We start from the raw sequence: 25,258 nt of genomic DNA on the forward strand, positions 1-25,258 counted from the left end.
GTTAAGCAATGGCTACCGCAAATTATACCGCCATTGCCCCCAAGGGGACTATATGGCAACTATCGAAACCCGCACCAATGACACCGGGGAAAAAAGCTATCGCGTAAAAGTCCGGCTGAAAGGCTACCCCGCACAAACAGCAAGCTTTGCCCGGCTAACTGATGCCCGTAAATGGGGAGCAGATACAGAAAGTGCAATAAGGGAAGGCCGCCACTTCAAAACCGCCGAAAGCAAAAAGCATACTTTTTCCGAAATGGTGAACCGGTATGTTAAGGATGTTTTACCCGGCAAACCTAAGCAAGCAGCTAAACAAAAACAACAATTAGAATGGTGGGCCGAAAAAATGGGCGTTTATGTCCTGGCTGATATAACCCCGGCCTTAATTGTTCAATACCGTGACGAACTAGCCAGCGGCCAAACCTACCGAGGAACACAAAGAAACCCGGCCACAGTGGTTCGATATTTGGCGGCGCTAAGCCATGCCTTCAGCATAGCCGTTAACGAATGGGGGTGGCTCGATGATAACCCCATGCGGAAAGTTAAAAAGCCGAAAGAGTCACGCGGCCGGGTTAGATACCTGGATGATGCCGAACGTGAACGCTTTTTAGCCGCTTGCAAAGAATCAAGCAGCAAAGAACTTTATCTGTGCGTAATTTTGGCGCTTAGTACCGGAATGAGACAAGCCGAACTAATGGGCCTGAAATGGCAAGACGTAAATTTAAAAGACGGCTTTGTTATTCTGCACGAAACCAAGAACGGCGAACGGCGGCGCGTTCCACTTTCCGGCCATGGCCTTGAATTGCTGAAACAACACGCCAAAGTTAGGCGGCTTGATACTGATTTACTATTTCCTGGAACCATTCACGCAAATAAGCCGGTAAGCCTTAGACGGCCATTCGAGAACGCCCTACAAGCGGCAGAAATAACCAATTTTCATTGGCATGACTTAAGGCATTGCACCGCGTCTTATTTAGCCATGAGCGGCGCGTCACTGGCTGAAATATCCGAGATTTTAGGGCACAAAACCTTATCCATGGTTAAGCGTTACGCCCACCTATCAGACGGTCATGTTTCGAGCGTAGTTAGTCGAATGAACGATAAGATATTCGGGGGCGCTTGATGAAGCTAGACGAGAATTTAAAGCGGCGCGAAATTCGCCCAAAAGAAAGGGAAAAACAACAGCGGTTATTCAGCGCATGGCGTAACCGTCAAAAAGACGAACTTGAATTAATGGCTACACATAAATTATTACCTGAATTTTTATGTATTGATGACATTGCTACCCTTTCCGGCCATTACACAGGGGCGTTAGAAAGCATAATCAGACTTTCAGGGGTTGAATTTGAAGAGCAAGAAATTCAAGAAGGGCATGGACTTTTAAAAGGATTTACCCGGCAAAAATACAAAGAGTTCCTTCAAAGTTCCGGACAATGGCCCCCTAATGGGTTGTTGTTTAATTGGTGGAGCCTGGAAAAGCCAGATGTTTTGCCCAAAATAACCACCAAGAGCAAACGAGAACATCAGCTTCATTCTTTGATTTGGCGCGTTTGGCAATCCCTTAACAAAGACGGGCATGCAAATGTGAATCGAGTTTGGAATGAATTGCAGAAAAATTACGAAAAATACGACACTGAAGAAATTATTCAAGAAGTAACGGCTCAAGAGATTTTATGGATATCAACTTACGGAACTGAGCGGAGAAATAAAAAAACGGGCTTAAACAGCGTAATTAGTCGACTGAAAAGAAACCCACCTATCTAAAACATTTGCGGCTAAGAGAACATTTTGCAATGCAAGCTTAGCCGCAAAAGTCACAAGTAACAATTGCCCCAAGCCGTAAATGACGGCGAATAACCAAAAAGGGCAATTATGAACGCACAGATACAAGCCAATCAAGAACCTACACAAAAACCAAGCCGGTTAATACCTGTTACCAACTGGAACGACTTTCACCCATGGCCCCCAATCGGCGGCTTACGTCACTTAATATTCAACGAAAAAACAAACGGGTTCAAAACTGCGTTTAAGCGGGTTGGTAAACGCGTTCTGATTGATGAGACTGAATTTTTCGCATGTGTTGAACGGAATAACGGCGGTTCAAAATGAGAGCGCCGTCATTCCCTAAAACCAACACATTAACAGGCCGCGCATTGATGCGACTATTACAGGGAAAAAAATTTACGCATAGGGACTTTTTTAGCGAAACAGCAAGCTACAGACTTTCAGGTTATATCTTGAATCTTCGGAACCGGCATGGATGGCAGGTTGAGGCAATTAAAGAAACTTCACCAACAAATGATAAAGGGCGCAAGGCTACTTATGCGCGGTATTACTTGGAAAAGGATATTTTAAAACTGGCTAAGGCTGAATTAGGAGCTGAACGAGTCACTAACTTCATTCATGCGGTTCAGAAATTTGAGGCGGGCGAATGAGCTATTTAAAACGAAAACCGAACCGGGCGAGCGAAACCCGGAACGGCATATATCAAAACAAAATCAATCGGCGGCCTGATTATATCAAGCAAACTCTTTCACCAATAGACTTTTATCGGCACGAATTACCAGCTGCAAAGTTTAGGCGGCCCGGCTGGAATCAAGGCGGCTTATGCCCGTTTCATAGCGATACAAGACAGGGAAGTTTTCACGTTAGCCTTGAGACTGGCGGTTATAAGTGTTTTGCCTGTGGTGCGGCTGGCGGGGATATTATCGCCTTCACAATGAACCGTTACGGGTTAAGTTTTACTGATTCGCTGGAAAAGCTGGCTAATGATTGGGGGCTTACATGAACACGATACCCCGAACGTTTGAAGGAAAGCCATTAAAGGCGAGCTGGAATTATCTTAACCAGGACGGCGAACTTTTAGGGATTGTTGGCAGATACCAGAACGGCAGCGATAAAAAAGAAATCATTCCCTATTTTAAGCGGAACGGCTCCGGTTTTGCGGCCGGTATCGAGTTAAACCCCCGGCCCTTGTTTGGCCTGGATAAGTTAGCAGCTCACCCAAAAAACAAGGCTGTTTTTATTTGTGAAGGTGAAAAACCAGCGGCGGCCCTGCATAGCTTAGGCGTTTGCGCGGTTACCAGTTTGGGCGGTTCTCAATCGGCTTTAAAGTCTAGCTGGCAGCCGTTAAACAGCTTTAAAACCGTGTTTATTTTGCCTGATAACGACGAACCAGGGCAACACTATGCCCGGGACGTTTACGCGGCCCTGATGCGCTTGGAAGAGTCCCCAGAGGTTAAACTGCTTAGGCTTTCCGACTTACCTGAAGGTGGGGACTTGGTGGACTGGTTACAAGAGTTTTCCCCCGATTGGGACGGCTTGCAACCATTCCCTGACACCGAAAAAGCATGGGCGCTTACTGACTTCAAAGCCGAGCTGAAAAAGGCTGAACCCGTTCCTGAAGAATGGGCCATGACTGACAAAGCTGATAACACCGGCTTTATCTGGGAAACTCCGGGCGAAATTGAAAGCAACACGCCCCCGGTTGATGCGTTCCGGCTTGAAATAATGCCGGAACCTTTCCGGCCTTGGCTGGCTGATGTTAGCCACCGTATGCAAACGCCCCCGGACTTTGCGGCGATTAGCCTTGTTACGGTTATTGGCTCGCTCATTGGCGCGGGTTGTTCTATCAAGCCGAAACGCTTCGATAGTTGGGAGGTTGTCCCGAATCTATGGGGGGCATGTATCGGCAGGCCTTCGGTTGTCTTGAAATCGCCTAGCATGAAAGAACCTATGCAATTCCTGGAACGTTTGCAAGCTGATTATTCGAAGCAATTCGAGCAAGGTATTGCGGCTATGGAATTTGAGCACATTAAATACAAAGCCGTTGAAGAGGATATTAAAGCCAGAACCAGCAAGGCGGCAAAGGGCACGAAAAAAGACGGCGTTATTTCGGATGAAGAAATGGCAAAACTGGAAGCGGATTACCTAAGCCTGAAAGAAAAAACACCACCCGAACCAGTTAGGCGGCAATTCAAGACGAATGAAACCAGCATACAGTCAATGACTGTTTTACAGAACCAAAACCCGAGGGGCTTACTGTTTTTCCGGGATGAACTCACCGGCTTACTTGCACGATGGGAGCGGGAAGAACATTCGGACGAAAGAACCTACTTCATGACGGGATTTAATGGATATGGCAGTTATACCGATAACAAAATCGGCAGGGGCTTAACTGACTGTCCAAACGTTTGCATATCGTTACTGGGAGGCATACAGCCGGATAAGCTAAAGATTTATTTATATCAAGCAATGAAGGGGCTTAACGATGGCTTAGTTCAACGCCTACAGTTAGCCGTCTGGCCTGATGAACCTGAAACCTGGGAGCTGGTAGACACCAAGCCAGACAATGCCGCAAAGAATCGAGTTTATGACATTTTTAAAGTATTGGCTGAAATTGATTTTACCAGATATGGAGCTAATCAAGGGGACGATGACGACCGGCCATTTTTTAGATTCGACGATGCCGGGCAAGCTGTTTTCAATAGCTGGCTGACTGAATTGCAAACCGTAAAGATTCGAGGCGATGAACACCCGGTAATGATTGAACACCTTGGAAAGTACGGTTCTTTGATGCCTAGCCTTGCCGTTATATTCCATCTGGTTGAGGTTGCAGACGGCAAAGCCCCCGGCCCGGTTACAGAGCGGGCGGCATTGCTGGCGGCTGAATGGTGCAAGTATCTGGAAAGTCACGCGCGGCGAATCTATTCAATGGCTCAAAATCCGGAGCATGAAGCGGCTTTAAGGCTGGCTGAAAAGATACGGGAAAAAGCGTTACCCAGTCCGTTTACAGCTAAAGACGTTTACAAAAACCATTGGCATGGGCTAAAGGATAGGCAGGAAGTTGAAGCGGCCTGTAATGTTTTGATAGAAGAAAATTGGCTACAGATGGAACGGAAACCAGTCAAGAAAGTAGGAGGCCGCCCACCTTTACCGAGTTATCACATTAACCCTTTTTTCCTGTAAATCCCTAGAGCATGAAGTATCTAAAGTTTCTAAACCACCTTTAGATACTTTAGACACTTGCTAGTCTAGACATTCCAGGGAAATTTTTTACTGAATAGCAGAATGAGAGAACGATATTTTTTCCTGTAAATCCCTAGAGCATGAACCAGCTAAAACCGCTAAATTATTTTAGCTATTTTAGCGGGTTGCTACTAGGCACATTCCAGGGAAATTTTTTACTGAATAGCAGAATGAGAGAACGATATTTTTTCCTGTAAATCCCTAGAGCATGAAGTATCTAAAGTTTCTAAACCACCTTTAGATACTTTAGACACTTGCTAGTCTAGACATTCCAGGGAAATTTTTTACTGAATAGCAGAATGAGAGAACGATATTTTTTCCTGTAAATCCCTAGAGCATGAACCTACAAAAACTACAGAATTATTTTTGTAGGTTTAGTAGGTTGGCACTCTAGCAATTCCAGGGAAATTTTTTACTGAATTGAAAGCAGAACGGAACAAGATTAAATCGTTACACGATGGAAAGATTAAAAACGGACACGCGTGTCCGATTTGAGAATGACAGGGGCTATACCCCCCCTACCAGGGTAAAAAATCAAAGAGTTGTTTTATCCTGACCACGCCCGAAACTCTTTCCACGCGGCTTATGCGTTTAGGGGAAAAAACCCAATAGATTTTTAACAACAAACCGAGAGATAAAAAATGACTACATCAAAGAAAACACCCTATCAATCATTTAGTGACGATGACGCCTTGACATCCGAGCGCATTAAACCGGATTGGCTAACAGGTGATGCGTCAAAGATTTGGGATAAGTGGGCACCGGGTTGCGTTGCAAGTGGCCGGTTAAATGGAGACTATGCAGAACTCTTTGGCGAGCTGTGCGAATTGCGGCCCAGGCTTTTGAAATTCAGACAACAACTTGATACTGAGGGTTGGACTTTCAAAACCGAGGGCGGCAGAAACGGCGATTTATTAAAGCCTCACCCATTGGCGCAACTTCACAACGAAGCACACCGGCAATTTGTGACATTAAGTAACAAGTTTGGATTGAGTCCGAGAGGTGCGGCAGGTATCAAGCAGATTGAGCAATATGACGCTGAAGATGCGGCTTTTGAGGCGCTGTGATGTGCAATATTTAGTAAACAATCAATTCCCTAGCTATAAACCATGCCAAGACGCTAAAACCTAATAATATCAAGGCCTACAGGCTGGCATGATTAATGTAATAGGCGATTGTCAACCAAATGAAGCACTACCCCGCATAACATTTTTTCAAAACAAGAGGCCGGGACTAACACCCCGGCAATTTTTGGCTAGTGTCCCATGGGACACTGGCGGGACACTTGTCAGAAAATAAGGGCAATTATTAACAGCAAACCACAACTAACAAAATAGACAAAGTATTGAATTATCTATTGTTATTTGTTGTGATAATTTACGGTTTATTGACTTCATGGGACTTAAAATCCCTCGCTCGTAAGGGCGTGCCGGTTCGATTCCGGCTCCAGGCACCAGTCAAAAGTCTCACACCCTCCCAAAACATCCCTTAAGCCTTGATTTTCCTGATTTCTCTTTGTTTTGTTCGTCCTATAACATCCTTCTAAATCCTTTGACATCCCGTTATAAATGTCGGTATAACGACAGTACAAAAAATACCGCTTAGATTTATACCGTTATGGCTTTAACCGATGCCGCAGTAAAAAACGCCAAGCCCAGCGACAAACAATTCAAGCTGTTTGACGGTGACGGGCTTTATGTTTTGATCCATCCTAACGGTTCAAAATATTTTCGTTTTGATTATCGCTTTGCCGGGAAGCGTAAGACGTTTGCTTTAGGCGTATATCCAAAAACATCTTTGAAAAAAGCCCGCGAAAAGCTTCATGACGCTCGTAAAAGCTTAGCTGAAGGTGTCGACCCTTGCGCAAAGAAAAAAACCGAACATCAAGCTGTTCATTACACCTTTGAACGCGTTGCTCGCCAATGGGCAGAATCAATCAAGCATACAATACAGCCTGTGACTCAAACTAAACGTATTCGGCGTTTTGAGCTGCATGTTTTCCCGGCATTGGGTGAGCAGCCCATTACCGAAATAAAATCACCAGCGATTTACAAGGCATTATTGCCGCTTATCAATGGTGGCAATCTGGAAACCGCACACCGGGCCCGCGCGGATATCAGTTCAGTATTTAACTATGCCATTGTTCATGGCTTGGCTGAATACGATCCAGCGCAGCCGCTTGTTAAACAAATTCCAGTTTTCAAAGTTGAACATCGTTCAGCTATTACTGATCCACGGGAGCTGGCTGTTCTGCTTCGGGACATTTACAACTATCAAGGCGCTTTTGTGGTCCAGTGCGCATTAAGATTATCGGCCTTACTGTTTCAACGACCTGGCGAAATTAGACAAATGCTGTGGGCTGATATTGACTTGGATTCTCAACAATGGCGGTATCTGGTCACTAAAACCAACATCGAACACATTGTGCCACTCAGCCGCCAAGCTGTTGAAGTCTTGACCAGCATTAAACAGTTAACCGGCCATCAAGATTATGTATTCACGACACGACCAGGGAGGCCCATAAGTGAGAATACCGTAAACATGGCACTTAGGAACCTGGGCTACACTGGCGACATGATGACCGCTCACGGGTTCAGGTCTGTAGCGTCAACCCTGCTTAACGAGTGCGGCTTTTCACCGGATGCGATTGAACGCCAGTTATCGCACATGCCCCGCGATAAAATCAGAGCATCCTATAACCGGGCTCAGCACTTACCCGAAAGAGTCAAGATGATGCAACATTGGGCCGATTATTTAGACGGTTTGCGAAAGGGTGCCGATGTAACCCCGATTAATAGGGTGGCGACAAACAAAGCGGATTGATAGAATCTGTTTACCGGATAGGCCACGCGGGCCGACAAGAGGGAGTCGTTAACCCTTTTCCGGCATTTTCCTATAACGCGCAACCTGTAACGAGGTTCATCAATGTCCACACCCCCCTTTCTCGATGATGCGTCAGTCATTTTTAATGAAGCACTGAAGCGTCCATCTGCTGATAAACCACGCAAGCGCGGCAGACCAGCGACACACAACATTGATGACAAAACCTTAAATCATTTAGCTTATAGCTTAGGTTGGTTGTTTATCAACCCGGCCAGCATAAGCGCGTCTGAATCTGCTTTGCTTCACTATGGCGGCAAATGGCCGTTAAAGCTTAGTTTGCTTGGTTGTCCTGAATACTTGATTGGTCTGTACCTGCGTGATGCGACTTTTGCCGATAAGCATTTATGGTCACCGGAGGACTGGCAAAATTACGCGCGTTACCTCGAAGAACGGGCGCAAGAATCCCATAAGATCAGAATGCAGCTCGAACAAAAGCTGTATTGGAAAAAGAAGAAGGCCAGCCGCGGCAAGAAAATAAGCACCGAAGGAAAAAGCCCGGCCACCTCATTATTGGGCGCTCTTTATCAGAACCCCAAAACAAAGCCAAAGCGAGGCAGACCGACTGACATTAAAAAAGCTTCAATTCTTAATAGTTACCTGAAGGAACTTCACGGCTACATTCTGAATGCCGATACAAAAACTACATTCAAACAAGCGATAAAAGCCATAAAGCCACCGGCACCGCTTGCCGGTCTGTCTAGTAAAAGATTGCAAACTCTTTTATCAGAGTTTCGTCGCCCTGCGCCAAAAAATCCCCCCGCCGGTTAGTGTGGACCACATATTATTTTCAATAAATCGGCAGTCATAAAGAAAGTTTAGTTGACTTTCTTTTTTTGCAATTTTCATCAAGATCCATCTTTCCATCATTATTTTTCCCGTTAATTCGCAAAGGTCAGGTATTGCTTTTTACGGGAAAATATATCATTACAATGGGTGTCGTACTTCAATAACCGAGATTGATTGAATATGACCGATAACCTACCCACCCCGCAGAATACCAATCCGCAAAAGGAGCTTTCCGGCCTTCTTCGCCTGAAGCAGATCCTCGAGTTAATCAACATCTCTCGATCAACATTCTATTCTGGCCTGGCGGATGGCTCGATTCCGCTTGAGCCGATTCGACTGACCAAACGGACAACAGTTTATAAAGCCTCGCAGGTTCGCGCGTGGATTGACTCACTGGGTAACGGCTAGTTAATCGATGACCGATTCAACTCAAGACGTTATCAACGCTTTCCTGGCGGCTATGGCCGAGGATGGCATGATTCCGACAAGGCCCATTATTGCTGACGGTGCACTCAAGCGCGTTCATTTGGAAGGTCATGACCCAGGCACTAATAACGGTGCCTACGCTTTACACCTCGATCCGCCTCCATCTGGTTGGTATCAGGACCATAAGTGGGGTGGCGAAATACGGAAATGGAGATTCAACGGTACCACTAAACCCATGAGCCCTGAGGAAAAAAAACGTTTTGCCAAAAAGGTCAAAGCTGAACAGGCAAAGCGTGACGCAGAACGCAAGGCCAAACATGATGCAGCGGCCATTCATTCAAATCGAGTTGTTAAATCGTTTCCACTTTATGACCCCATGGGCAGCACAGCGCATAAGTATCATGCAGCCAAGGAAAACAAGGGCGGTTATGGTGAAAGGCGTGGCACATGGACGCGCTGGGTAGTGGATGAACACGGCAATAAGGTCAAAATCACTGTATTCAATGTTTTGCTAGCCCCAATTTATAACTCCGCTGGAAAAATCCGCAATGTTCAAGCTATTTTTCCTGAAGTTCATCCAGTTTTGAAGCGTAACAAAGACTTTATGCCGGGTTCAGAATTGGAAGGCTGTTTTTTCTTCTGTGGACCGCGCCCGACTGATCCAGGCTGTACTGTTTTGATTTGTGAAGGTGTGGCTACCGGATACACGTTATTTGAGCAAACAGGCCTAAGAACATACATCGCTTTCACTGCCGGTAATCTATTAGCCGTGGCTCAGATTGTTCGGGCTCGTTTGCCTCATGCCGATATCGTTATTTGTGGAGACAATGACGCGCTCACCAAAAAAGACCCAGGCAGAACCAAAGCCACCGAAGCGGCAGCGGCCATAAAGGGGAGAATTTTGATACCCCCTGAACCGGGTGACTGGAACGATTATTGGATAAAACACAAGGACGCGCTTAATGTCTAAATTCGGGCTTTTGCAGTTAGTGGAAAATGCCGAAAACGCGCCGGATGATTCAACGGGCGGCGGTTCTGGTGGTTCTGGCGGCGGCTCCAGTGGCTCGACTGACATCCCGATACGATTTGGCGACATGCTCCAGTGGTGTGTTGGAGCCGGGGGAATGTTTCAGATTAAAAACACGCGCATCGACGGCGTTCAAACAGAAATCAGAATAAAGCTCGCCAATGTCATTTTAAAAATTGACCGTGAACTACACCTGGTCACTCCTGAGGGTGTCGTGATTTTTTTCCGTATTAGCTGTGTTCTTGCCACCGGCGACAAACTTAACGCTGTTGACATCGAGGCCACTGAATTCAACTCAATCCGAGATTGGACTATGAAACACTACGGCACCCGGATAAATATTCAGCCCGGATACCAACGCGACAAAAACCTGGCTGGCTGCATTCACGAATATTCCACCCTGGAAGGCCCTGTACCCATCGAGGTGATTTATCGCTCTACCGGCTGGCACAAGATCGGCGATGAAATGGCGTTCACCTCGTGTAGCGGAATTCTGACTAAAGACGGGCTGAACACTCAAGGCCAGGTCGATCTAAGCGGCGATGGCTCAATCCTCAACAACTATGCGCTTCAAACACCTCTATCGGGTGCTGAGTTGATCGAAGCCGTTAACCTGATGCTTTCGATTCTAAACGTGTGCCCCGCTAAACCTCACGTTGGCGCCGTGTTGCTCGGGTTTGCCTTTCGCGCGTTGTTTAACTCGATCAGCCGCTCAGATTTTGGTCTCGCGTTGTTTGGCACTACTGGCGGCGGCAAGTCAACCTTAGCGGGTATCGTCCTCAGTCTGTTCGGTTCGTTCGACGGCGGCACCATGCCCTCACGATTCGGGGATTCTGCCATGGCTACTGGCGTGAAGTTGTTAATGACGAAGGATGTCGTGCATGTCATCGACGAGTTTACGTTTACCGGCAACACCAAGGCGGATGCTGAGTTGAGGCTTTTCGCGGATTCAATCGTTCGCAACTATATCAGCAACGGAGGCCGCGACACTCTGAAGCCTGGCCGTGAGCTTCGAAGCTTCGGTATGGTTCGCGCATCTGTACTAATTACCGGCGAGCATCCTCTCGAAGGACCGGCCATTATTGGCCGTGTGCCGCATATCGAAATTCAGCGCGGTGACATGGATGTTGCACGCTCCCGAGACCTCGTTCGCCATGCCCCAAAGCTTTGCGGAGCAATGGCCGCACTGATTCAGCAGGTCGCCGCAAATTATGACGACATCAAGTCTGACTTTTCGAGCTCGGTGTTGCATTATCGGGACAAAGCCAAGGACGGTAAAATCTTCACGAGCCACGAGCGAGCGCCGCACAACTACGCCAACATCCTGTACGGGTCCGAAGTTGCGCTAAACCTATTGCAAGAGCTGGGCGCTCTGACGGCGGAGCGTTACACGGAAGTTCTCGACGCTATTGAATCCGGACTAATTGTTGTGTTCTCTGAGCAGTCAACCTACCAAAGCGAAAACGATCCCATTGATCGATTCTTCGAAATGATACGCGCGGCCCTATCTGGCGGCATGGCTCACATCGCCGACTCGCGATTCCAAAAAGAACCAAAAATTCGGCCCAGGTCGTTTGGTTGGTCCCTGGTCGGCGGCGAGCAGTATGAAAATCATGGGACCCTGATCGGGTGGCATCAGCCGCCGATTGGCGGCCAGGACGCTAAAATTTTCCTGGAACCTAAAAACGCCCTAAGCGTTGCGCAAAATATGGCCCAAAAATTAAGACAAGCTGATTTTTCAGGCGCCGAGTCGTCGCTCTGGCGGCAGATGATGCAACGTAATTTACTGGCCGAGGTTGACGAGTCCGAGGCGAAGCCGCGTCCACTAAAAAAGAAAACCATAGGGGGGACATCGCGCCGGTTGTTGGTGATTGACTCCGACTTTCTGATACCGCCAGGCAAAGACCCGGCAGACGAGGCGGCGGCACAATGAGCAAGCCAGCACACGAAACCAGCCTGACCGAATTACAAGGCGAGTTTGAAGCACTGAATCAAACCTTTAAAGCCTTAGGCTTAAGACTGGCTGGACTTCGGGCAGACAATCGCCGCGAACGCCAGATCGTTGAAAACTTTGGTGAAGCTTGGCGGCTATTTGAGACCTGTTTTTTGATGGTATCAGCAAGCGGCGTTGAAGCAGGACCACAAGAATATTATGACATTACCAACGAACAAGAGCCTGAAGAAAACGACTTTCAGGACACATTGACCGAGAAAGCACATGGACCAAGCAAACGAAAAAGCAGAACGCAAAAAACAAAAGCAGATTGAAGCTGAACGAGCCGTTAGGAAGGTTCTGGATCGGGATTTTAAATACATTGGCGAGCTGTGTATTGATAATCCGCGAATTAGCGCACTGGCCACTGAGGCGCTGCCACTATACAGAGAATTACGGCTGATCGCTAAAGCAGATTATGCCAGGCGCTCAAGATTTTGCCGAAAAAAATTAGCCTTTTATTATCCGACCCCTCACGGCGGCACTGTGAGAATCAGATATGTCATGACTCGGTATTCTGGAATTCAGCTTGTGCCACCCAAAAAGCACAAAGCCGCGCGGCTGGCCTTAGGGCTGGATTGCTCACTAAAGACACCTGATATTAAGGCTGAGAAAGCCACCGTTTAAAAACACTTTAATTTTTAACCCTGGAGTTAAACCATGAAACCTGACAGACCAGAAGAAAAACCGACACACAAAAGCCTAAGCGGTCCAATTGTTCGCACTATTGAATCACTGCAAGCTGAGATTCGAAGCAAAATTGAGCTAATGAATTCATTTGATGACAAGCATAAAACCTATGACTTCCTGCCCCTTGTTGATGAACAATCGCTTTTGTCCCAGATCATTGAACTTCAGACCAGTAAGGAGCTTGGCTTAGAAATCGACGAGGCTCGACTTAAAGAGCTTAAAAAGTCATTGGAAAAGGCTAAAGCACAGAACCGTGAAACTATGGCTTTAAACGACCAAAGGGACCAAATAGCCGATGCTATGGAAAGTCGCTCTAGCGTTCTGGCGGCTGAGATTCAAGAGCTAAAAGACCAATTGCGGGCCTTGGTCGTTGCTGAGATGGAATCTGAGCTGAGTCACTACCGCGAAGTCTACAGATCGTATTGCCTGGGTTTTGTCGATGCCTTAGCCGCCGCACATGATCTATCTGATTCAATAAGGGTTTTGACCCTACCAAAAGCGGGGAATCAAAGGCATCTGCAACGCCCAACTGAGTTTCCAGCTGGCTATTTTGGCAACAGCTTGCTGAGCATCCCTAACCTGCCCGGACTGCCAAATGAGTCAGGCAAAACGGTTTTCTTGCAAGCTAATTCCGGCCACGACCTGCCCAAAAGTAACGCGGCACAGCGGGTTCTTAGAACTGCACACATTGATACCACGCTTTTAAGCTGAACACCCAACCAACCCGAGAGTAAACTATGAACGTACAGAAATATAACACCTTCTTCGTGATTGACGGCGTAGCCGCTGGTGGTCACATTTACAATGCCAGTGCAGCCCAGACGATGAATGAAGCCGCAGCTATGTTCCCCAATTTCCAGAAAATCCAAGCCCTTGATGAAAACGGCGTTGTCCTTGATGAACTGATTACCCCAACAGGCGGTGAGAATACATTCGGTCATTCGGATCTTATGAAGCGGCATATTGAGCTGATCGATAAAATGGTCGATGCGTTTGTACTGGAAACACCTGTATTGGGTGGCGATCCAGAAGTGAGCCCGCTATGAGTAACGCCGCCCGAATTGATGCTGCCCGTAGCGGTGCAATGGCCGCACAAGCGGAACGCCCCGCTAAGATACGACTTGAGATTGCGAAATTACAGGAGACTTCGCCACAAACTGATTTCACCCGAAGAGAGATTGAAAGCCTAAAAAATGAAATCGCCATGCTCAATGCTGCCGGCTATAACTAATTTTTTAAATTACCTGGAGAAACAACATGACCAAAAACATGAACCCGCGTTACATTGACATTCAATCGGTAGGGACCGTTAAGGAACTAAATGAACGGAACAAACAAATCAAAATCGAGACCGCTGAAGATGTGGCAATAATGTTTGCTAATCCTGAAAACAAACCTTTTTTGCAAAAGCGGCCGCATGATATACGCGAGCGGTTGGCGCAAATCACAAGGCATCATACGCTAGAGGCTCTGCCGGGAGCGGTTGGAGAGGCTAAGGCCGCGCTTTTAATCGCTGAACACGCCCAATTAAGCACTGAATTAGCGGCTCTGCATGAATTCGGATTAACCTAAAAAGCGAGGTAGCGAAATGAACCCAGCCGATGAAAAAAAATACCTGGAGCAGCTAAACGTCCAACGCGAAATAAGCATCAATAGTGTGATTGCTAAAACGCACCCTAATAAGCTTATGCAGACGATGGAATCAGTAAGGAAAAAAGCGATGGTCCCGCCACCGCCGCCAGTTATGAGGCTGAACGAGGCTGACTTGATCCCAGCCAATGCGGAAAGGATGCCGCTTGCGGAACAACTCCCGAACATACGCGGCAATTATCGGGCTCACAGCGAAAAAATGCATATTAGAGGCACCGAATTAGCCAGCAATGAGCAGTTGCGGGTTCATAAGCCGGATGGTTCAACAGAGATTGCCCCCGCTGGCGTGAATTCGGTTGCTTTGGCTTGGCTCAGCTATCCCGACTCAAACAGGATAGACCGCGTGAAGCTGAACGGAAAAGGAATTCCTGTGGAGGTTCATAAGCTCAAACGCCGAACCACGCGAGGTTAACCATGACGCACAGAGAATTCAACCTGAAGCATGGTCAGGCTTATGAGATCAACATGAAAATGATTCAGGCTGATTTGAACTCTTCAAGCACCTGGCGCCGCAACCTGGCAAACCGAACATTGGCAACCTTGCGCGGCTGTAAGCTGGTTTATCGTCGGGCATGACAAAAGTGATGTGCTACTTAAAGGAAACAATTAAATCCTTAGCATGTTTTCATGCCAAGTATTTATAGGCCAATATTATCAAGGCTTACAGACCGGCACGAATATTGATATAGGCATTGTTTCTAGTAGCGAGCATATCACGGTTTATTGATGGCATCACTTAGGGGCTGTAGATTGATCTATCGCCGGACCTGACAGCCGGGTTTTTTCTAAAACTGGTTATCAGGCCACTACGAACAAAGCTTGAACCTTGCCAGTGTATCGGCTTGATTCGTTCGTGTTGTGGTGGCGGTTTTTTGCTGCTTAGGCGGCATACATGGAACAACTCACTCGAAAGTGTAATAGCCAGCATAATTACGATAATTACATAATTATGATAATTACAGTTAGCATTCACGGTTTATTGCGGTTGCCCCAATGCCCAATATTTCAGCTTTTTTGTACTGGTTGCCATGATTTCCTCCGGCTTGCCGCTTCCGTTCCAGGGCTTCGGCTTCGAGCGGTAAACCATGCCGGACATACTCGGCTTGTATTGGTCAATTATTTCAACAAATATGATTAAAAATACTTTGAAAGTTTCGATTGTTAACGTATACTTAAGACGTTATCAAAAGGTAACACAGGCTTGACATCCTGGAAACAAACGGCGCATAAGCCGGTTAACGGCTTTTTTTATGCGCGAAATTCGGCTCTTCATATTATGTCGGGCTGGGTGGGCACTCGCGAGAGTGGCCGGTCTCGTTTGTACCGGTATGTCAACCTGCTCAGTCCGGCGCCACTGTTTGACATCATGGCTCCGGGTTTATTTACAAACGGAGATCATCATGAACTCGCAAAACACCCAAGCACAAAACCAATTCCACGCCGTTATTTTTGTCGATCAAAAAGCCGCTTTACTTGCCGGTAACGATCAATACGGCTCTCTTAAAGTCCCCTTCAAACCTTCTGAACTGTCCGAACAGCAACGCCTTACCCTGGCTAAGTTCAATTTTTCATTGAATGATTCATCTGTAGGCAAGCCCATCAATGGCACTGAATCACTTACTGAACTGCTTGATATCGCCGCTCAAAAACTGGCCGCTGACTCGCTGGCACAAGCCGCAGAAGATCGTCAATGTGTTGATTTAATGATTGCCAAGCTATTAGATGCTCCCCTGGCTGACGATCTGGCATTGAACGAGGAAACGGGACAGGTGGTTATTCAGCCGGCCAAGCCAATACCCTTACTAAGAATCGATAGCCATACCAGCGCCAAACGATCTTGGTTAGATTTTTTTAGTGGTCTTTGGGTCAGTCCTGCTACAGGTGGAAGTGACCGCGCCAAGGCAATCAGGGCGACCGTTTTAAGCTACCCCGATGTTGTACAGCGACTTGTTACCGCTGAAGAACATGCCGCCGAACTTGAGCAACGCTTAGAAGCTGCCCGTTTCACCCGTGGACGCTTAGCCACTGAGAAAAGAGAAACTCAGGAAAGAATGGACGCGGAAGCCAAAATCCGCCGCGCTGAGCAATTAGGCGTGTTCGTTATGACACACATGCCGATTCTATCTCAGCAAAAGTGGGCAAATGAATTATTGCCTGAGTCGGATATTATCCAGGCCATGACCGCCAAAACCTTTGAACCACTGGACCATTTTAAGCCCATCAATCAGGAATTACTCAAGCTTTCAATATCCGATTATTGTCTCGATCAGTTGCCCGTCTATGCTGAGCCTTCACAGGTACGATCCATTGAACGAACTTTGGAAGAACTGACTGACGAACAGTTTTTGCAGTTACGGGCGATTAAAGAAGCTGTGAAATGCCATTTTCAAAACGCTACTGTGATGCAGTACCTTTTGGTTGGCTATTTGGCGGATTATTCAGGCGACAGTGACCCAGAGTATTGTCTCCCGGTTGTGCGCGTCACTGTTACGGTGGGCGAGATAAGCCTTAGCCGTGAGTATGCTTTAACCGCTGGCAATGAATAAGGGGGGGGTTATCATGAAATCTATCCCCACTACAGTTTCATTCGGTCCAAAAACCGATGAAGATCATGCCCGACACGATGCCGCCAATGTTGAATTTGCCCGACAAATGCGAGAGTACCGGGAAGAGTGCCAGAAGGCTATTGGCGAAGGTGAACCGGCTTTAATTCGCTTGGTTGAGGTTGCTAAGCGCGACACAGGCCAGTCGTTAAAAGTGCGGAGCTTCTTATTGGGCCTTTACAATTCTTATGATTTCCCGTTCGAGCTGACAAGCTTGCGAGGTCTGGATAAATCGCTTTTTGATGACTGCATTAAGGTCTTGACGTTGGATGCCCGGGTTACTGCTCAGGAAATTCATTTGTACATCGATGACGGTGACCGGCTTTTTTCTGCCTGGGCTAAGTCAGCAATGAGGACCAAGTCATGAGCTATAAACTTGTGCAGATCGCCCTTGATGCCGATTTTAAGCTTCGTTCTGCGGAGAAATTTGTTTTAGTATGCCTGGCGGAAAGGGCCAACGAAAACGATTTAATCAGTTGGCCGTCATCTAACGACCTGGTAAACAGAACCGGGTATTCTCGTCGTGCAGTTTTACAAATAATTTCAGAACTCGAAGAAAAAAGACTAATAGAAGTTGTTAGACAAAACGGCAAAAATAACAGCTATTTTCTGTCTGGATTTATCCACAGCCTTGATCCTGGATCACAGGTTAGTGACTTACCCACATGTGACCCAGGATCACAGACCAGTGACCCTGGGTCACAAAGCTGTGACCCAGGGTCACATAAACCAGAATTAACCAGAAATAACCAGAAAGAAAACGCGCGAACCAGTGACCAAGGGTCACGCGTTACCGTGGGTCACATGTCATTCAAACCCTTCACCCCACAACCCCGAAAACAATCAAATCCTGAAATTGCTGGATCGGGGCTTAGGTCAATTCGGGAGATATTGAGCAGGGGGGCGAAATGAAAGTTTTTTTAATCAAAAATGGCAAAACGGTTGCCAGCATCAACACAAAGTCGTTAACAGGTCCGATTCTGCTAGACCTTGCCTATCGTGGTTATACGCTTGGCGTATGCCCCCTCACCTACTTCGAGGTCTTGATTAGGCAGGAGGTTTTATGAATGAAGAATTAATCAAGGCGGGCTATCTGGCCTACGAGAGAAGTGCACACTGTCTTACGGATGGCAATGTATCAGTTGCGATTTATTGTATTGTGGTGGGCTTGCTGATTGGTTTTTTCCTGTCTTTGTTTGTAGATCTGAGAGGCCGAAGATGATTGTTATTTATCCCGTCTCACCTAACCAGCGGCGAAAGTTTGAAATTCAGAACTTCGCTGATACAGCGTTTCACAGCAAAGTTATTACCCAAGCGGCCAGGATCATAAAAGACTTTAGAAATTATCACTGGCAATTTTGCGAGATTGAGCAGCCGGTTCGATCATCGTTTTTTTATCCGACAGCTCCGCCACGTCTCACGCTTGTGCATCCCTATACGCTTGAACAGATTGCCGCCAACAATGTACTAACTGGAATGATCAGCACCTCATACGCTTTGCAAGCCGAAATCGACAGAGGCAAAGCATTTTATCGGGATAAGTTTATGGCACTGAAGCAGATTACCAGCGAATACGCCGACGAATCAGATCAGGTTGCGGCGTTTCTTTTGATGATTGACTAAAGACCGCCATGAACGAACAAAACGACTTATTTGCTGATATTCCGGAAGCTTTAGAAAAATGCCCTGTGTGTTTGGTTGGCGCCGGCCACCTAAAAGACGTAAGTGATTCTCTTGATTGGCCGCCCAAGATTGCCGTGATGAGTTATGTTTGTGACCGTTGCGGCTGGTCTTGTGCGGGTTACGTTAAAAAAGATAACTACTTGGCAATATTAAGCCGGAGGTGGAACAACCCAAATAAATACATTATTGAAAACGTAAGATTAAAATTAGGCATCAGCTTGAATGATGGCTTAACACGAACCACTAACGCGCTTGAATGAACCGATAACTTTTAGAACCGGCTTACACATCAGTAGCCGGTTTTTTATTAGCCTCTTATCTTTATTTCATTCAACCACTCACCCAATCCCGCGCCCGAACCCCTCGCGCCATGATCGCCCACCGTTTAAACCGGGCTCCAGTCAAATAAATTCAATATTGGCTTTCCCGGTCCAGTAAGCGCCGCCACTCTCGCCAAAATATCGCCGGTACACTTAAAAGGCTTTTGTTCGCCTGGCTGTCTTGGCTGGTTCGCTTAGCCGCCTGACGGGTTTTTGTTTTCATCCATTGGCGGCATCACCTTAAGATCGCCCATCGCCAGCGGTTTTTTCCCGGGCCAATAGCCAGAACCGGCCAGCCTGGACCAGCAATTAACCACCAATAAAGGCGGGCTGAAAAGCATAATTGAACGCTAAAAGACTAAAGCACATATAAAAATACTTCCTTGACACTTTCCCAGCTTATAATTTCTGGTCTAGAGTCGGGACTTAGTTGACAATAGAAAAAACAAGCAAAGAAACCGCCTTAAGCTATTGATACATATATATTTATTTATTTATAAATTTAAATAATTATATATATAAAGGCATAAATTCCCGATTCCCGAAAAAAAATACACGCGGTTTTTTTTCATGACTTAACGCGAGGCGAAAATTCTCTATTAACCAACCAGTGCTACATCAAGCTTACAAAACGCGCTTTATTCTTGAAAATAAATAAAAAACATCAAAATCATGTAGTCAAAAGTTTACAAAGCTATGTCTATTCCTGGTAAATGCCAACAAAAACCGCTTGACTCCGATTTTCTTTCCCCGCCCTGCCCGATATTGGCGTAAGCATTTTAGGCGCGGTTAATAGCTATATATACGAATAAGAATCTGCTGGTTTTCGGGTGCTTTTTTTTCGTGTGTCTATACCGGTCAAGAGACGCATTCAGCCATTTATTTTAAAAAACTTATCTATATACTTTTTTTCTGGGAATCGGGAAACCTAGGTTATCGTCTATCAATAAAATTTATATAATCAACAACTTACATCATAAAAAACTAATGCCCGACTCTAGACCAGAAATTATAAGCTGGGAAAGTGTCAAAGAAGTGCGTTTATATCTGCTTAAGTCTTTTAGCGTTCAATTATGCTTTTCAGCCCGCCTTTATTGGGGTTAAATTGCTGATCCAGGTTAGCCGGGCTGATCCATCAGACGGATTGATGCTTATCGTTTATTGGTGGTTAGATTGCGGGTCCAGGTTGGCCGGTTCAGGGATTGGCACAAATTTAATTACACGGGGAAAATACGATTTTGAAGTGAGATATTTATTTATTCAATGCTGGGCAGCAATGAAAAGCTGACGGTATAAATACGGTATATTTTAATTGAAGTTTTTTAAGCAACTGTTTTACAGGTATTTTTATTGCACTTTGGGAAAGGCTCCAGGCACCATTCGAATCAATTCCTAAGAAATATCAAGAAAGTTTATTCATCCTTGATTTTTTTGGACATCGCCTACTTAAAAAAACTTATTCCGTATTTATTTTTGCAGACCCATGGCTGCTACTTTTTCAGAACGCGTGAATACATCTGCGAAAGCTCTGGTTGCAACGTCCTGTTACAAATACCCTGAAATCTGAAAAAAATGATTCGATATCGACAGCTCTGGACTCCCATCCATTGAAGCTTTACGACAGCATCCCTGCTGCCGACATACCCGAAAAGCTTACACCTCTCCCTCTTAATCATCAGACCGGGAATTACTGCTCCTATCCCCAGAAAAAAAAAACCGCCGGTTGGCGGTCTTTTTGTCATTGAATTACGCTTGAAATAATAAGCTTAATCAATAGCTGGCGATTTATTTATACCCGCTTTTGATTGATTTCAATGTGTAACGCTCTGAATTCATCGGTCAGTTTATGATGAGGCGCGTAGTGAACAAGCGGCTTGGCTTCGCTGTGTGACTCTCTTATTTTTACCGAGGGAGATATTTTTGCATCCAGCACCGGATGACCCAGTGATATTAATTCTTCGACCAGTTGACGGGGTAGGTTGGCCTGTTTTTGGTATTGATTGACCACGATGCCTTCAATCTCAAGGTTTTGGTTGTGATCGGTCTTAACTTCAGCAAGCGCCTGCATTAACGTAAACAAGGCTTCTCTTGAAAACGCATCGCAGTCAAACGGAATAAGGCACTTGTCCGCCGCAATCAATGCGGATTGGCTGTAAAAATTTAAAACAGGCGGTGTATCGATGTAGATGGTATCGAACCCTTCCAGCTTATCTAACGCTTCTTTGAACTTAAAGATTTTATACCGAGACTCGAGACGGGCTTGCAGAGGCTCCAATTCAGGATGAGAAGGAATGATGTAAAGATTGGGAAAAGGCGTTTCATGGATGACGCTTTCAAGCCCGGAATCATTGGAGCCAAAAAAACCTAAACTCAAACTGGCTTTGAAAAAGTGAGCAATGGTCTGGTCGGAATTAGTCACATTTCCGCCCAACAGGTATTGCGTAGCGTTGCCTTGAATATCCAGGTCAACGACCAGGGTTTTTTTGCCTTCAACCGCGTTAATGGCGGCCAAATTACAGGTGATGGTCGATTTACCAACGCCGCCTTTCTGGTTGAAAATAACCCTTTTCATACTGTTTACCATGAGTTCAGATGAGTAATTGAGTGCATTATAAAGTCAACATTAATAATATCAACAACGGAAAAAAGTATCGGCGCCGCAGGCTGGGCACTTGGGAATAACACTGGTTGTTTTAAAGGCAATCTCCTTATTGCACTGATCACAGACAAATGTTCCCGGTCCTGTCACTTCGCCGCTGTGGTAAGTATTTTGCTCGGCAAGGGTTTTCAGCTTGGCAAGTTCGACACTGGTTTTATCGGCGACGCTCATAAAGGCATCGAGTGCAAAATTCTCAATCAGATCAATGTCAAACTTTAACCATTCGGACAAGTCGTCAGTGCCATCTTCATTCAAGGCATGGGCCGCATGCTCAACGTCACGTTTTACATAATCAGAAATTTTTGATAATTCTTCCTGGGTCACCCCGCCTATTTCACTGGTTTTTTCCTTGGCTTTTTCCAACGCATTGGCCAATGAATGAATACCATCATCCATGACCTCATAGAGATGCCCCATCAGATCGTTATAGGCTTCGATCAGCTTATTGTCACTCATGTTATTAACTCCTTAAAATGAGACTTTTGATTTGCACAAGTGTACTGTATTCTAACGATTTTGGCCCGAAAAGATGAGTTCGATGGAAGAAATTTACAAGCCTTCAGTTATTGAGCAAGCCGTTCAAAAAGCGTGGGAAGACTCCGGCAGCTTTAAAGCTGTCGAATCATCCAATGCGGAGAAATTCTATTGCTTGTCCATGTTTCCCTATCCCAGTGGCAAGTTGCACATGGGCCACGTCAGAAACTACACCATTGGCGATGTGATAAGTCGCTTTTTCAGGATGCAGGGTAAAAATGTAATGCAACCGATGGGCTGGGATGCTTTTGGCTTACCGGCTGAAAATGCGGCTATGCAACATGGCGTTCACCCCGCCGACTGGACGTATGAAAATATTGATTACATGCGTGACCAGCTCAAAAGACTGGGCTTTGGATATGACTGGGACAGGGAACTGGCGACGTGCGATCCTTCTTATTACCGCTGGGAGCAATGGTTTTTTATCAAGCTGCTTGAAAAAGGCCTGGTTTATAAAAAAACCGCACCGGTCAATTGGTGCCCGCATGACCTCACTGTTCTGGCTAATGAACAGGTTATCGACGGCGGCTGCTGGCGTTGCGGCACCCATGTCGAGCGCAAAGAGATTTCACAGTGGTTTCTTAAAATTACCGCGTATGCCGACGAATTACTGCAAGCATTAGACGGCCTGGATGGCTGGCCGGAACAGGTCAGAACCATGCAGGTCAACTGGATAGGCCGGTCAGAAGGCGTGGAAATGGATTTTCAAGTCGCCGAAATGGGTGAGCCTTTAAGAATTTATACAACCCGTCCTGATACATTGATGGGCGTGACTTACCTGGCTGTCGCGGCAGAACATCCTTTAGCGCTGAAAGCCGCCCATAACGATCCAAATATAGCGGCCTTCATTGAAGAATGTAAAGTCATGGAAACATCGGAAGCTGCGATGGAAACCATGGAAAAACGCGGGGTTGATTCGGGCATTAAAGCGACACACCCCATAACCGGCGAGCAAGTGCCGGTCTGGATTGCCAACTTTGTATTGATGGGATACGGCACCGGTGCCGTTATGGCCGTACCTGCCCATGATCAACGCGATTTCGAGTTTGCTCATAAATACGGCATTCCGCTAAAACAGGTTATTTTTGCCAAAGACGCCGGTCCTGATGACATCAGCGACCACGCTTTTACAGACAAAGGCATACTAAAAAACTCCGGCGAATTTGACGGTATGACTTCTCAAGACGCTTTTTCGGCCATTGCTAAAAAACTGGAATCGGAAAACAAAGGCCAGCGTAAAACCAATTTCCGCCTGCGGGATTGGGGCGTGTCAAGACAGCGTTATTGGGGCGCGCCGATTCCGGTAATTTACTGCGATGATTGCGGTGTTGTTCCTGTGCCGGAAAAAGATTTACCTGTCGAACTGCCAAGAGATGTCGTGCTGGATGGCTCACAGTCGCCGCTGGTTGCTCATCCCACTTTTTCGCATGCGGCCTGTCCAAAATGCGGCAAAGACGGTCGAAGGGAAACGGATACGTTCGACACATTCATGGAATCTTCCTGGTATTTTGCCCGTTTTGCCAGCCCTAAAGCCGACAAGATGCTGGATGAAAACGCCAATTACTGGCTGCCTGTTGACCAGTATATCGGCGGTATCGAGCATGCCATTCTGCACCTTTTGTATTCGCGCTTTTTCAACAAACTGCTGCGCGATGAAGGTTTACTCGTTAACGACGAACCTTTCAAAAAACTGCTCACCCAGGGCATGGTGTTAAAAGACGGCAGCAAAATGTCCAAATCCAAGGGCAATACGGTTGATCCTCAGGCCCTTATCGACGAATACGGAGCCGACACGGTCCGCTTGTTCATTATGTTTGCCGCCCCTCCCGAACAATCGCTGGAATGGTCAGACAGCGGCGTTGAAGGTGCCTTCAGGTTTCTGCGCCGCTTATGGAAGCAGGTCCACCTGCATGTCACTCATTCGCAGGCGATACCCGCTCTGGATAAAGAATCGCTGAACAGCGATCAAAAGGCAATAAGGCGTCAGGTGCATCAAACGCTGGACAAAGTAACCGATGATCTTGGCCGGCGTTATACCTTTAATACGGCGATTGCGGCCAATATGGAATTGTTGAATTCGGTTTCCAAATTCTCGGACACGTCTGACAATGGACTGGCTATTCGCCAGGAAGCATTCGAATTCATTGTGTTGATGCTGGCTCCTATTGTGCCTCATATTTGCCAGCATTTATGGCAAGGACTGGGTCACTCAGGTTCCGTGATTACCGAAAAGTGGCCAGTCTCCGATCCATCCGCATTACAACAGGATGAACTGGAAATTGTGGTTCAGGTAAACGGTAAATTGCGCAGTAAAATTTTAGTTTCGGCCTCTGCCACGCGCGAAGCAATCGAAGCTGCTGCGTTGAATGATGAGCACACACTGCGTTTTATCGATAATAAACCGGTTAAAAAAATCATTGTTGTGCCGCATAAACTGGTCAATATTGTTGTTTGATGAGCAAAGTAATTGAGTAAGATCAATATGATGATTACAAGAGTGCTGGTACTGGGTTTGGCCTTAATGACCGTTGCATGCGGCTATCATTTGCGCGGCGCAATTGAATTGCCTGAGCAAATGCGTAAGGTTTATCTTAAAAACGCATCCCAATCCTTGCAGGAACAATTCACCAAAACACTGAAAGCGTCGTCCGTGGATGTCGTTAAAGAGATAAGTCAGGCGGGCCTGGTTGTTGCCGTATTTAACGAGCAAATGGATCGTCGGGTACTTTCACTGAGCTCTACGGGTAAAGCCAACGAGTTTGAGCTCAATTACTCTCTGGATTATGAATTGCAGGACGCGTCAGGGGCTGTGTTGAAAAAAATTCAAAGTATTGAGATTACCCGTGAATATTACAACGATCAGGAAGCCATTATTGCCAAAACCAATGAGGAAACGATCATTCAGCAAGAACTTTATCTGCAGGCAGTAAAAAAGATCGTGAATACGACCAGATCTGATCTGGCCGGCAAATAATCGGC

At 46.3% G+C, this 25,258-nt stretch carries 30 protein-coding genes; 27 read left to right on the forward strand and 3 right to left on the reverse strand.

Annotated features, from left to right (window positions below; all coding sequences use genetic code 11):
* The first annotated feature begins 52 nt into the window (after nucleotides 1-52).
* The 25 genes from GO003_RS02715 (at nucleotide 53) to GO003_RS02835 (ending at nucleotide 19,026) form a co-directional block, all read left to right on the forward strand.
* On the forward strand, nucleotides 53-1,120 hold the full coding sequence (locus GO003_RS02715) for a tyrosine-type recombinase/integrase (RefSeq protein WP_231088791.1): 1,068 nt from the start codon (nucleotides 53-55) through the stop codon (nucleotides 1,118-1,120).
* Nucleotides 1,120-1,761 (forward strand): hypothetical protein, encoded by a 642-nt coding sequence (locus GO003_RS02720; RefSeq protein ID WP_159659122.1) that lies wholly within the window; start codon nucleotides 1,120-1,122, stop codon nucleotides 1,759-1,761. The genes GO003_RS02715 and GO003_RS02720 overlap by 1 nt, the downstream gene beginning before the upstream one ends.
* 341 nt (nucleotides 1,762-2,102) lie before the next feature.
* Nucleotides 2,103-2,432: a hypothetical protein gene (locus tag GO003_RS02725; protein ID WP_231088792.1), complete on the forward strand. Its 330-nt coding sequence runs from the start codon at nucleotides 2,103-2,105 to the stop codon at nucleotides 2,430-2,432.
* Nucleotides 2,429-2,785, forward strand: coding sequence for a CHC2 zinc finger domain-containing protein (locus tag GO003_RS02730; protein WP_159655946.1), 357 nt, complete (start codon nucleotides 2,429-2,431; stop codon nucleotides 2,783-2,785). The genes GO003_RS02725 and GO003_RS02730 overlap by 4 nt, the downstream gene beginning before the upstream one ends.
* Complete coding sequence (locus GO003_RS02735; protein WP_231088793.1) at nucleotides 2,782-4,965, forward strand: DUF3987 domain-containing protein; 2,184 nt, start codon at nucleotides 2,782-2,784, stop codon at nucleotides 4,963-4,965. Before GO003_RS02730 ends, GO003_RS02735 begins: the two co-directional genes overlap by 4 nt.
* A 701-nt stretch (nucleotides 4,966-5,666) precedes the next feature.
* The gene (locus tag GO003_RS02740) at nucleotides 5,667-6,092 is read left to right on the forward strand and encodes a P27 family phage terminase small subunit (protein ID WP_159659118.1); all 426 of its coding nucleotides are present in this window, start codon (nucleotides 5,667-5,669) and stop codon (nucleotides 6,090-6,092) included.
* A gap of 550 nt (nucleotides 6,093-6,642) precedes the next feature.
* Entirely contained in the window at nucleotides 6,643-7,848 is a 1,206-nt protein-coding gene (locus GO003_RS02745; RefSeq protein WP_159656182.1) for a tyrosine-type recombinase/integrase, read from the forward strand.
* Between the two features lie 102 nt (nucleotides 7,849-7,950).
* Nucleotides 7,951-8,676 (forward strand): hypothetical protein, encoded by a 726-nt coding sequence (locus tag GO003_RS02750; protein ID WP_159656184.1) that lies wholly within the window; start codon nucleotides 7,951-7,953, stop codon nucleotides 8,674-8,676.
* 198 nt (nucleotides 8,677-8,874) lie between these two features.
* A complete protein-coding gene (locus GO003_RS02755) occupies nucleotides 8,875-9,102 on the forward strand; it encodes a helix-turn-helix transcriptional regulator (RefSeq protein ID WP_159656186.1) in 228 nt (75 codons plus the stop codon).
* 7 nt (nucleotides 9,103-9,109) lie between these two features.
* Nucleotides 9,110-10,090 carry a toprim domain-containing protein gene (locus GO003_RS02760; RefSeq protein ID WP_159656188.1) on the forward strand — a complete coding sequence of 327 codons (981 nt, stop codon included), beginning with the start codon at nucleotides 9,110-9,112 and terminating at the stop codon, nucleotides 10,088-10,090.
* A complete protein-coding gene (locus tag GO003_RS02765) occupies nucleotides 10,083-12,080 on the forward strand; it encodes a hypothetical protein (RefSeq protein WP_231088794.1) in 1,998 nt (665 codons plus the stop codon). The genes GO003_RS02760 and GO003_RS02765 overlap by 8 nt, the downstream gene beginning before the upstream one ends.
* Nucleotides 12,077-12,415, forward strand: a complete 339-nt coding sequence (locus GO003_RS02770; protein ID WP_159658777.1) for a hypothetical protein — start codon at nucleotides 12,077-12,079, stop codon at nucleotides 12,413-12,415. Before GO003_RS02765 ends, GO003_RS02770 begins: the two co-directional genes overlap by 4 nt.
* On the forward strand, nucleotides 12,366-12,767 hold the full coding sequence (locus GO003_RS02775; protein ID WP_159658776.1) for a hypothetical protein: 402 nt from the start codon (nucleotides 12,366-12,368) through the stop codon (nucleotides 12,765-12,767). The genes GO003_RS02770 and GO003_RS02775 overlap by 50 nt, the downstream gene beginning before the upstream one ends.
* A gap of 33 nt (nucleotides 12,768-12,800) precedes the next feature.
* Nucleotides 12,801-13,541 (forward strand): hypothetical protein, encoded by a 741-nt coding sequence (locus GO003_RS02780; RefSeq protein ID WP_159658775.1) that lies wholly within the window; start codon nucleotides 12,801-12,803, stop codon nucleotides 13,539-13,541.
* Nucleotides 13,542-13,567: 26 nt separating this feature from the next.
* Nucleotides 13,568-13,876, forward strand: a complete 309-nt coding sequence (locus GO003_RS02785; RefSeq protein ID WP_159658774.1) for a hypothetical protein — start codon at nucleotides 13,568-13,570, stop codon at nucleotides 13,874-13,876.
* Nucleotides 13,873-14,061 (forward strand): hypothetical protein, encoded by a 189-nt coding sequence (locus GO003_RS02790; protein WP_159658773.1) that lies wholly within the window; start codon nucleotides 13,873-13,875, stop codon nucleotides 14,059-14,061. Before GO003_RS02785 ends, GO003_RS02790 begins: the two co-directional genes overlap by 4 nt.
* Before the next feature lie 26 nt (nucleotides 14,062-14,087).
* Nucleotides 14,088-14,402: a hypothetical protein gene (locus tag GO003_RS02795; protein ID WP_159658772.1), complete on the forward strand. Its 315-nt coding sequence runs from the start codon at nucleotides 14,088-14,090 to the stop codon at nucleotides 14,400-14,402.
* Between the two features lie 16 nt (nucleotides 14,403-14,418).
* Nucleotides 14,419-14,892: a hypothetical protein gene (locus tag GO003_RS02800; protein ID WP_159658771.1), complete on the forward strand. Its 474-nt coding sequence runs from the start codon at nucleotides 14,419-14,421 to the stop codon at nucleotides 14,890-14,892.
* A gap of 2 nt (nucleotides 14,893-14,894) precedes the next feature.
* Complete coding sequence (locus GO003_RS02805; RefSeq protein ID WP_159658770.1) at nucleotides 14,895-15,056, forward strand: hypothetical protein; 162 nt, start codon at nucleotides 14,895-14,897, stop codon at nucleotides 15,054-15,056.
* 824 nt (nucleotides 15,057-15,880) lie between these two features.
* On the forward strand, nucleotides 15,881-17,026 hold the full coding sequence (locus GO003_RS02810; RefSeq protein ID WP_231088795.1) for a hypothetical protein: 1,146 nt from the start codon (nucleotides 15,881-15,883) through the stop codon (nucleotides 17,024-17,026).
* A 13-nt stretch (nucleotides 17,027-17,039) separates the two neighbouring features.
* The gene (locus tag GO003_RS02815) at nucleotides 17,040-17,450 is read left to right on the forward strand and encodes a DUF7673 family protein (RefSeq protein WP_206444565.1); all 411 of its coding nucleotides are present in this window, start codon (nucleotides 17,040-17,042) and stop codon (nucleotides 17,448-17,450) included.
* A complete protein-coding gene (locus tag GO003_RS02820; protein WP_159651841.1) occupies nucleotides 17,447-17,995 on the forward strand; it encodes a helix-turn-helix transcriptional regulator in 549 nt (182 codons plus the stop codon). Before GO003_RS02815 ends, GO003_RS02820 begins: the two co-directional genes overlap by 4 nt.
* 151 nt (nucleotides 17,996-18,146) lie before the next feature.
* Nucleotides 18,147-18,305, forward strand: coding sequence for a hypothetical protein (locus tag GO003_RS02825; RefSeq protein WP_159651839.1), 159 nt, complete (start codon nucleotides 18,147-18,149; stop codon nucleotides 18,303-18,305).
* On the forward strand, nucleotides 18,302-18,706 hold the full coding sequence (locus GO003_RS02830) for a hypothetical protein (protein WP_159651837.1): 405 nt from the start codon (nucleotides 18,302-18,304) through the stop codon (nucleotides 18,704-18,706). The genes GO003_RS02825 and GO003_RS02830 overlap by 4 nt, the downstream gene beginning before the upstream one ends.
* Nucleotides 18,707-18,714: 8 nt before the next feature.
* Nucleotides 18,715-19,026 (forward strand): hypothetical protein, encoded by a 312-nt coding sequence (locus tag GO003_RS02835; protein WP_159651835.1) that lies wholly within the window; start codon nucleotides 18,715-18,717, stop codon nucleotides 19,024-19,026.
* Between the two features lie 151 nt (nucleotides 19,027-19,177).
* On the opposite strand, the gene GO003_RS26090 is transcribed toward GO003_RS02835, so the two are convergent.
* From GO003_RS26090 to GO003_RS02845, 3 genes are all read right to left on the reverse strand, one after another.
* On the reverse strand, nucleotides 19,178-19,309 hold the full coding sequence (locus GO003_RS26090) for a hypothetical protein (protein WP_269144314.1): 132 nt from the start codon (nucleotides 19,307-19,309) through the stop codon (nucleotides 19,178-19,180).
* 1,566 nt (nucleotides 19,310-20,875) lie between these two features.
* The gene (locus GO003_RS02840) at nucleotides 20,876-21,658 is read right to left on the reverse strand and encodes a ParA family protein (RefSeq protein WP_159651833.1); all 783 of its coding nucleotides are present in this window, start codon (nucleotides 21,656-21,658) and stop codon (nucleotides 20,876-20,878) included.
* A 60-nt stretch (nucleotides 21,659-21,718) separates the two neighbouring features.
* Nucleotides 21,719-22,201 (reverse strand): zinc ribbon-containing protein, encoded by a 483-nt coding sequence (locus tag GO003_RS02845; protein WP_159651831.1) that lies wholly within the window; start codon nucleotides 22,199-22,201, stop codon nucleotides 21,719-21,721.
* An 82-nt stretch (nucleotides 22,202-22,283) separates the two neighbouring features.
* Between GO003_RS02845 and leuS the strand changes: the two genes are divergently transcribed.
* Together leuS and GO003_RS02855 are read left to right on the forward strand one after the other, a co-directional pair.
* Complete coding sequence (gene leuS / locus GO003_RS02850; protein WP_159651829.1) at nucleotides 22,284-24,734, forward strand: leucine--tRNA ligase; 2,451 nt, start codon at nucleotides 22,284-22,286, stop codon at nucleotides 24,732-24,734.
* A gap of 27 nt (nucleotides 24,735-24,761) precedes the next feature.
* The gene (locus GO003_RS02855; RefSeq protein WP_231088796.1) at nucleotides 24,762-25,253 is read left to right on the forward strand and encodes an LPS-assembly lipoprotein LptE; all 492 of its coding nucleotides are present in this window, start codon (nucleotides 24,762-24,764) and stop codon (nucleotides 25,251-25,253) included.
* Nucleotides 25,254-25,258: the final 5 nt, after the last annotated feature.

The sequence above is a fragment of the Methylicorpusculum oleiharenae genome, assembly GCF_009828925.2.
Classification (GTDB): Bacteria; Pseudomonadota; Gammaproteobacteria; order Methylococcales; family Methylomonadaceae; genus Methylicorpusculum; species Methylicorpusculum oleiharenae.

Bases quoted from the DNA above. Each gene is read 5' to 3' on its own strand.
- GO003_RS02800 (WP_159658771.1), top strand. From the start codon at position 14,419: ATGAACCCAGCCGATGAAAAAAAATACCTGGAGCAGCTAAACGTCCAA.
- GO003_RS02810 (WP_231088795.1), top strand. From the start codon at position 15,881: ATGAACTCGCAAAACACCCAAGCACAAAACCAATTCCACGCCGTTATT.
- GO003_RS02740 (WP_159659118.1), top strand. From the start codon at position 5,667: ATGACTACATCAAAGAAAACACCCTATCAATCATTTAGTGACGATGAC.
- GO003_RS02830 (WP_159651837.1), top strand. From the start codon at position 18,302: ATGATTGTTATTTATCCCGTCTCACCTAACCAGCGGCGAAAGTTTGAA.
- GO003_RS02720 (WP_159659122.1), top strand. From the start codon at position 1,120: ATGAAGCTAGACGAGAATTTAAAGCGGCGCGAAATTCGCCCAAAAGAA.
- GO003_RS02825 (WP_159651839.1), top strand. From the start codon at position 18,147: ATGAATGAAGAATTAATCAAGGCGGGCTATCTGGCCTACGAGAGAAGT.
- GO003_RS02790 (WP_159658773.1), top strand. From the start codon at position 13,873: ATGAGTAACGCCGCCCGAATTGATGCTGCCCGTAGCGGTGCAATGGCC.
- GO003_RS02775 (WP_159658776.1), top strand. From the start codon at position 12,366: ATGGACCAAGCAAACGAAAAAGCAGAACGCAAAAAACAAAAGCAGATT.
- GO003_RS02760 (WP_159656188.1), top strand. From the start codon at position 9,110: ATGACCGATTCAACTCAAGACGTTATCAACGCTTTCCTGGCGGCTATG.
- GO003_RS02855 (WP_231088796.1), top strand. From the start codon at position 24,762: ATGATGATTACAAGAGTGCTGGTACTGGGTTTGGCCTTAATGACCGTT.
- GO003_RS02725 (WP_231088792.1), top strand. From the start codon at position 2,103: ATGAGAGCGCCGTCATTCCCTAAAACCAACACATTAACAGGCCGCGCA.
- GO003_RS02770 (WP_159658777.1), top strand. From the start codon at position 12,077: ATGAGCAAGCCAGCACACGAAACCAGCCTGACCGAATTACAAGGCGAG.
- GO003_RS02785 (WP_159658774.1), top strand. From the start codon at position 13,568: ATGAACGTACAGAAATATAACACCTTCTTCGTGATTGACGGCGTAGCC.
- GO003_RS02750 (WP_159656184.1), top strand. From the start codon at position 7,951: ATGTCCACACCCCCCTTTCTCGATGATGCGTCAGTCATTTTTAATGAA.
- GO003_RS26090 (WP_269144314.1), bottom strand. From the start codon at position 19,309: ATGAAAACAAAAACCCGTCAGGCGGCTAAGCGAACCAGCCAAGACAGC.
- GO003_RS02755 (WP_159656186.1), top strand. From the start codon at position 8,875: ATGACCGATAACCTACCCACCCCGCAGAATACCAATCCGCAAAAGGAG.
- GO003_RS02745 (WP_159656182.1), top strand. From the start codon at position 6,643: ATGGCTTTAACCGATGCCGCAGTAAAAAACGCCAAGCCCAGCGACAAA.
- GO003_RS02795 (WP_159658772.1), top strand. From the start codon at position 14,088: ATGACCAAAAACATGAACCCGCGTTACATTGACATTCAATCGGTAGGG.
- GO003_RS02835 (WP_159651835.1), top strand. From the start codon at position 18,715: ATGAACGAACAAAACGACTTATTTGCTGATATTCCGGAAGCTTTAGAA.
- GO003_RS02765 (WP_231088794.1), top strand. From the start codon at position 10,083: ATGTCTAAATTCGGGCTTTTGCAGTTAGTGGAAAATGCCGAAAACGCG.
- GO003_RS02820 (WP_159651841.1), top strand. From the start codon at position 17,447: ATGAGCTATAAACTTGTGCAGATCGCCCTTGATGCCGATTTTAAGCTT.
- GO003_RS02735 (WP_231088793.1), top strand. From the start codon at position 2,782: ATGAACACGATACCCCGAACGTTTGAAGGAAAGCCATTAAAGGCGAGC.
- GO003_RS02845 (WP_159651831.1), bottom strand. From the start codon at position 22,201: ATGAGTGACAATAAGCTGATCGAAGCCTATAACGATCTGATGGGGCAT.
- GO003_RS02805 (WP_159658770.1), top strand. From the start codon at position 14,895: ATGACGCACAGAGAATTCAACCTGAAGCATGGTCAGGCTTATGAGATC.
- GO003_RS02730 (WP_159655946.1), top strand. From the start codon at position 2,429: ATGAGCTATTTAAAACGAAAACCGAACCGGGCGAGCGAAACCCGGAAC.
- GO003_RS02780 (WP_159658775.1), top strand. From the start codon at position 12,801: ATGAAACCTGACAGACCAGAAGAAAAACCGACACACAAAAGCCTAAGC.
- GO003_RS02715 (WP_231088791.1), top strand. From the start codon at position 53: ATGGCAACTATCGAAACCCGCACCAATGACACCGGGGAAAAAAGCTAT.
- GO003_RS02815 (WP_206444565.1), top strand. From the start codon at position 17,040: ATGAAATCTATCCCCACTACAGTTTCATTCGGTCCAAAAACCGATGAA.
- GO003_RS02840 (WP_159651833.1), bottom strand. From the start codon at position 21,658: ATGAAAAGGGTTATTTTCAACCAGAAAGGCGGCGTTGGTAAATCGACC.
- leuS (WP_159651829.1), top strand. From the start codon at position 22,284: ATGGAAGAAATTTACAAGCCTTCAGTTATTGAGCAAGCCGTTCAAAAA.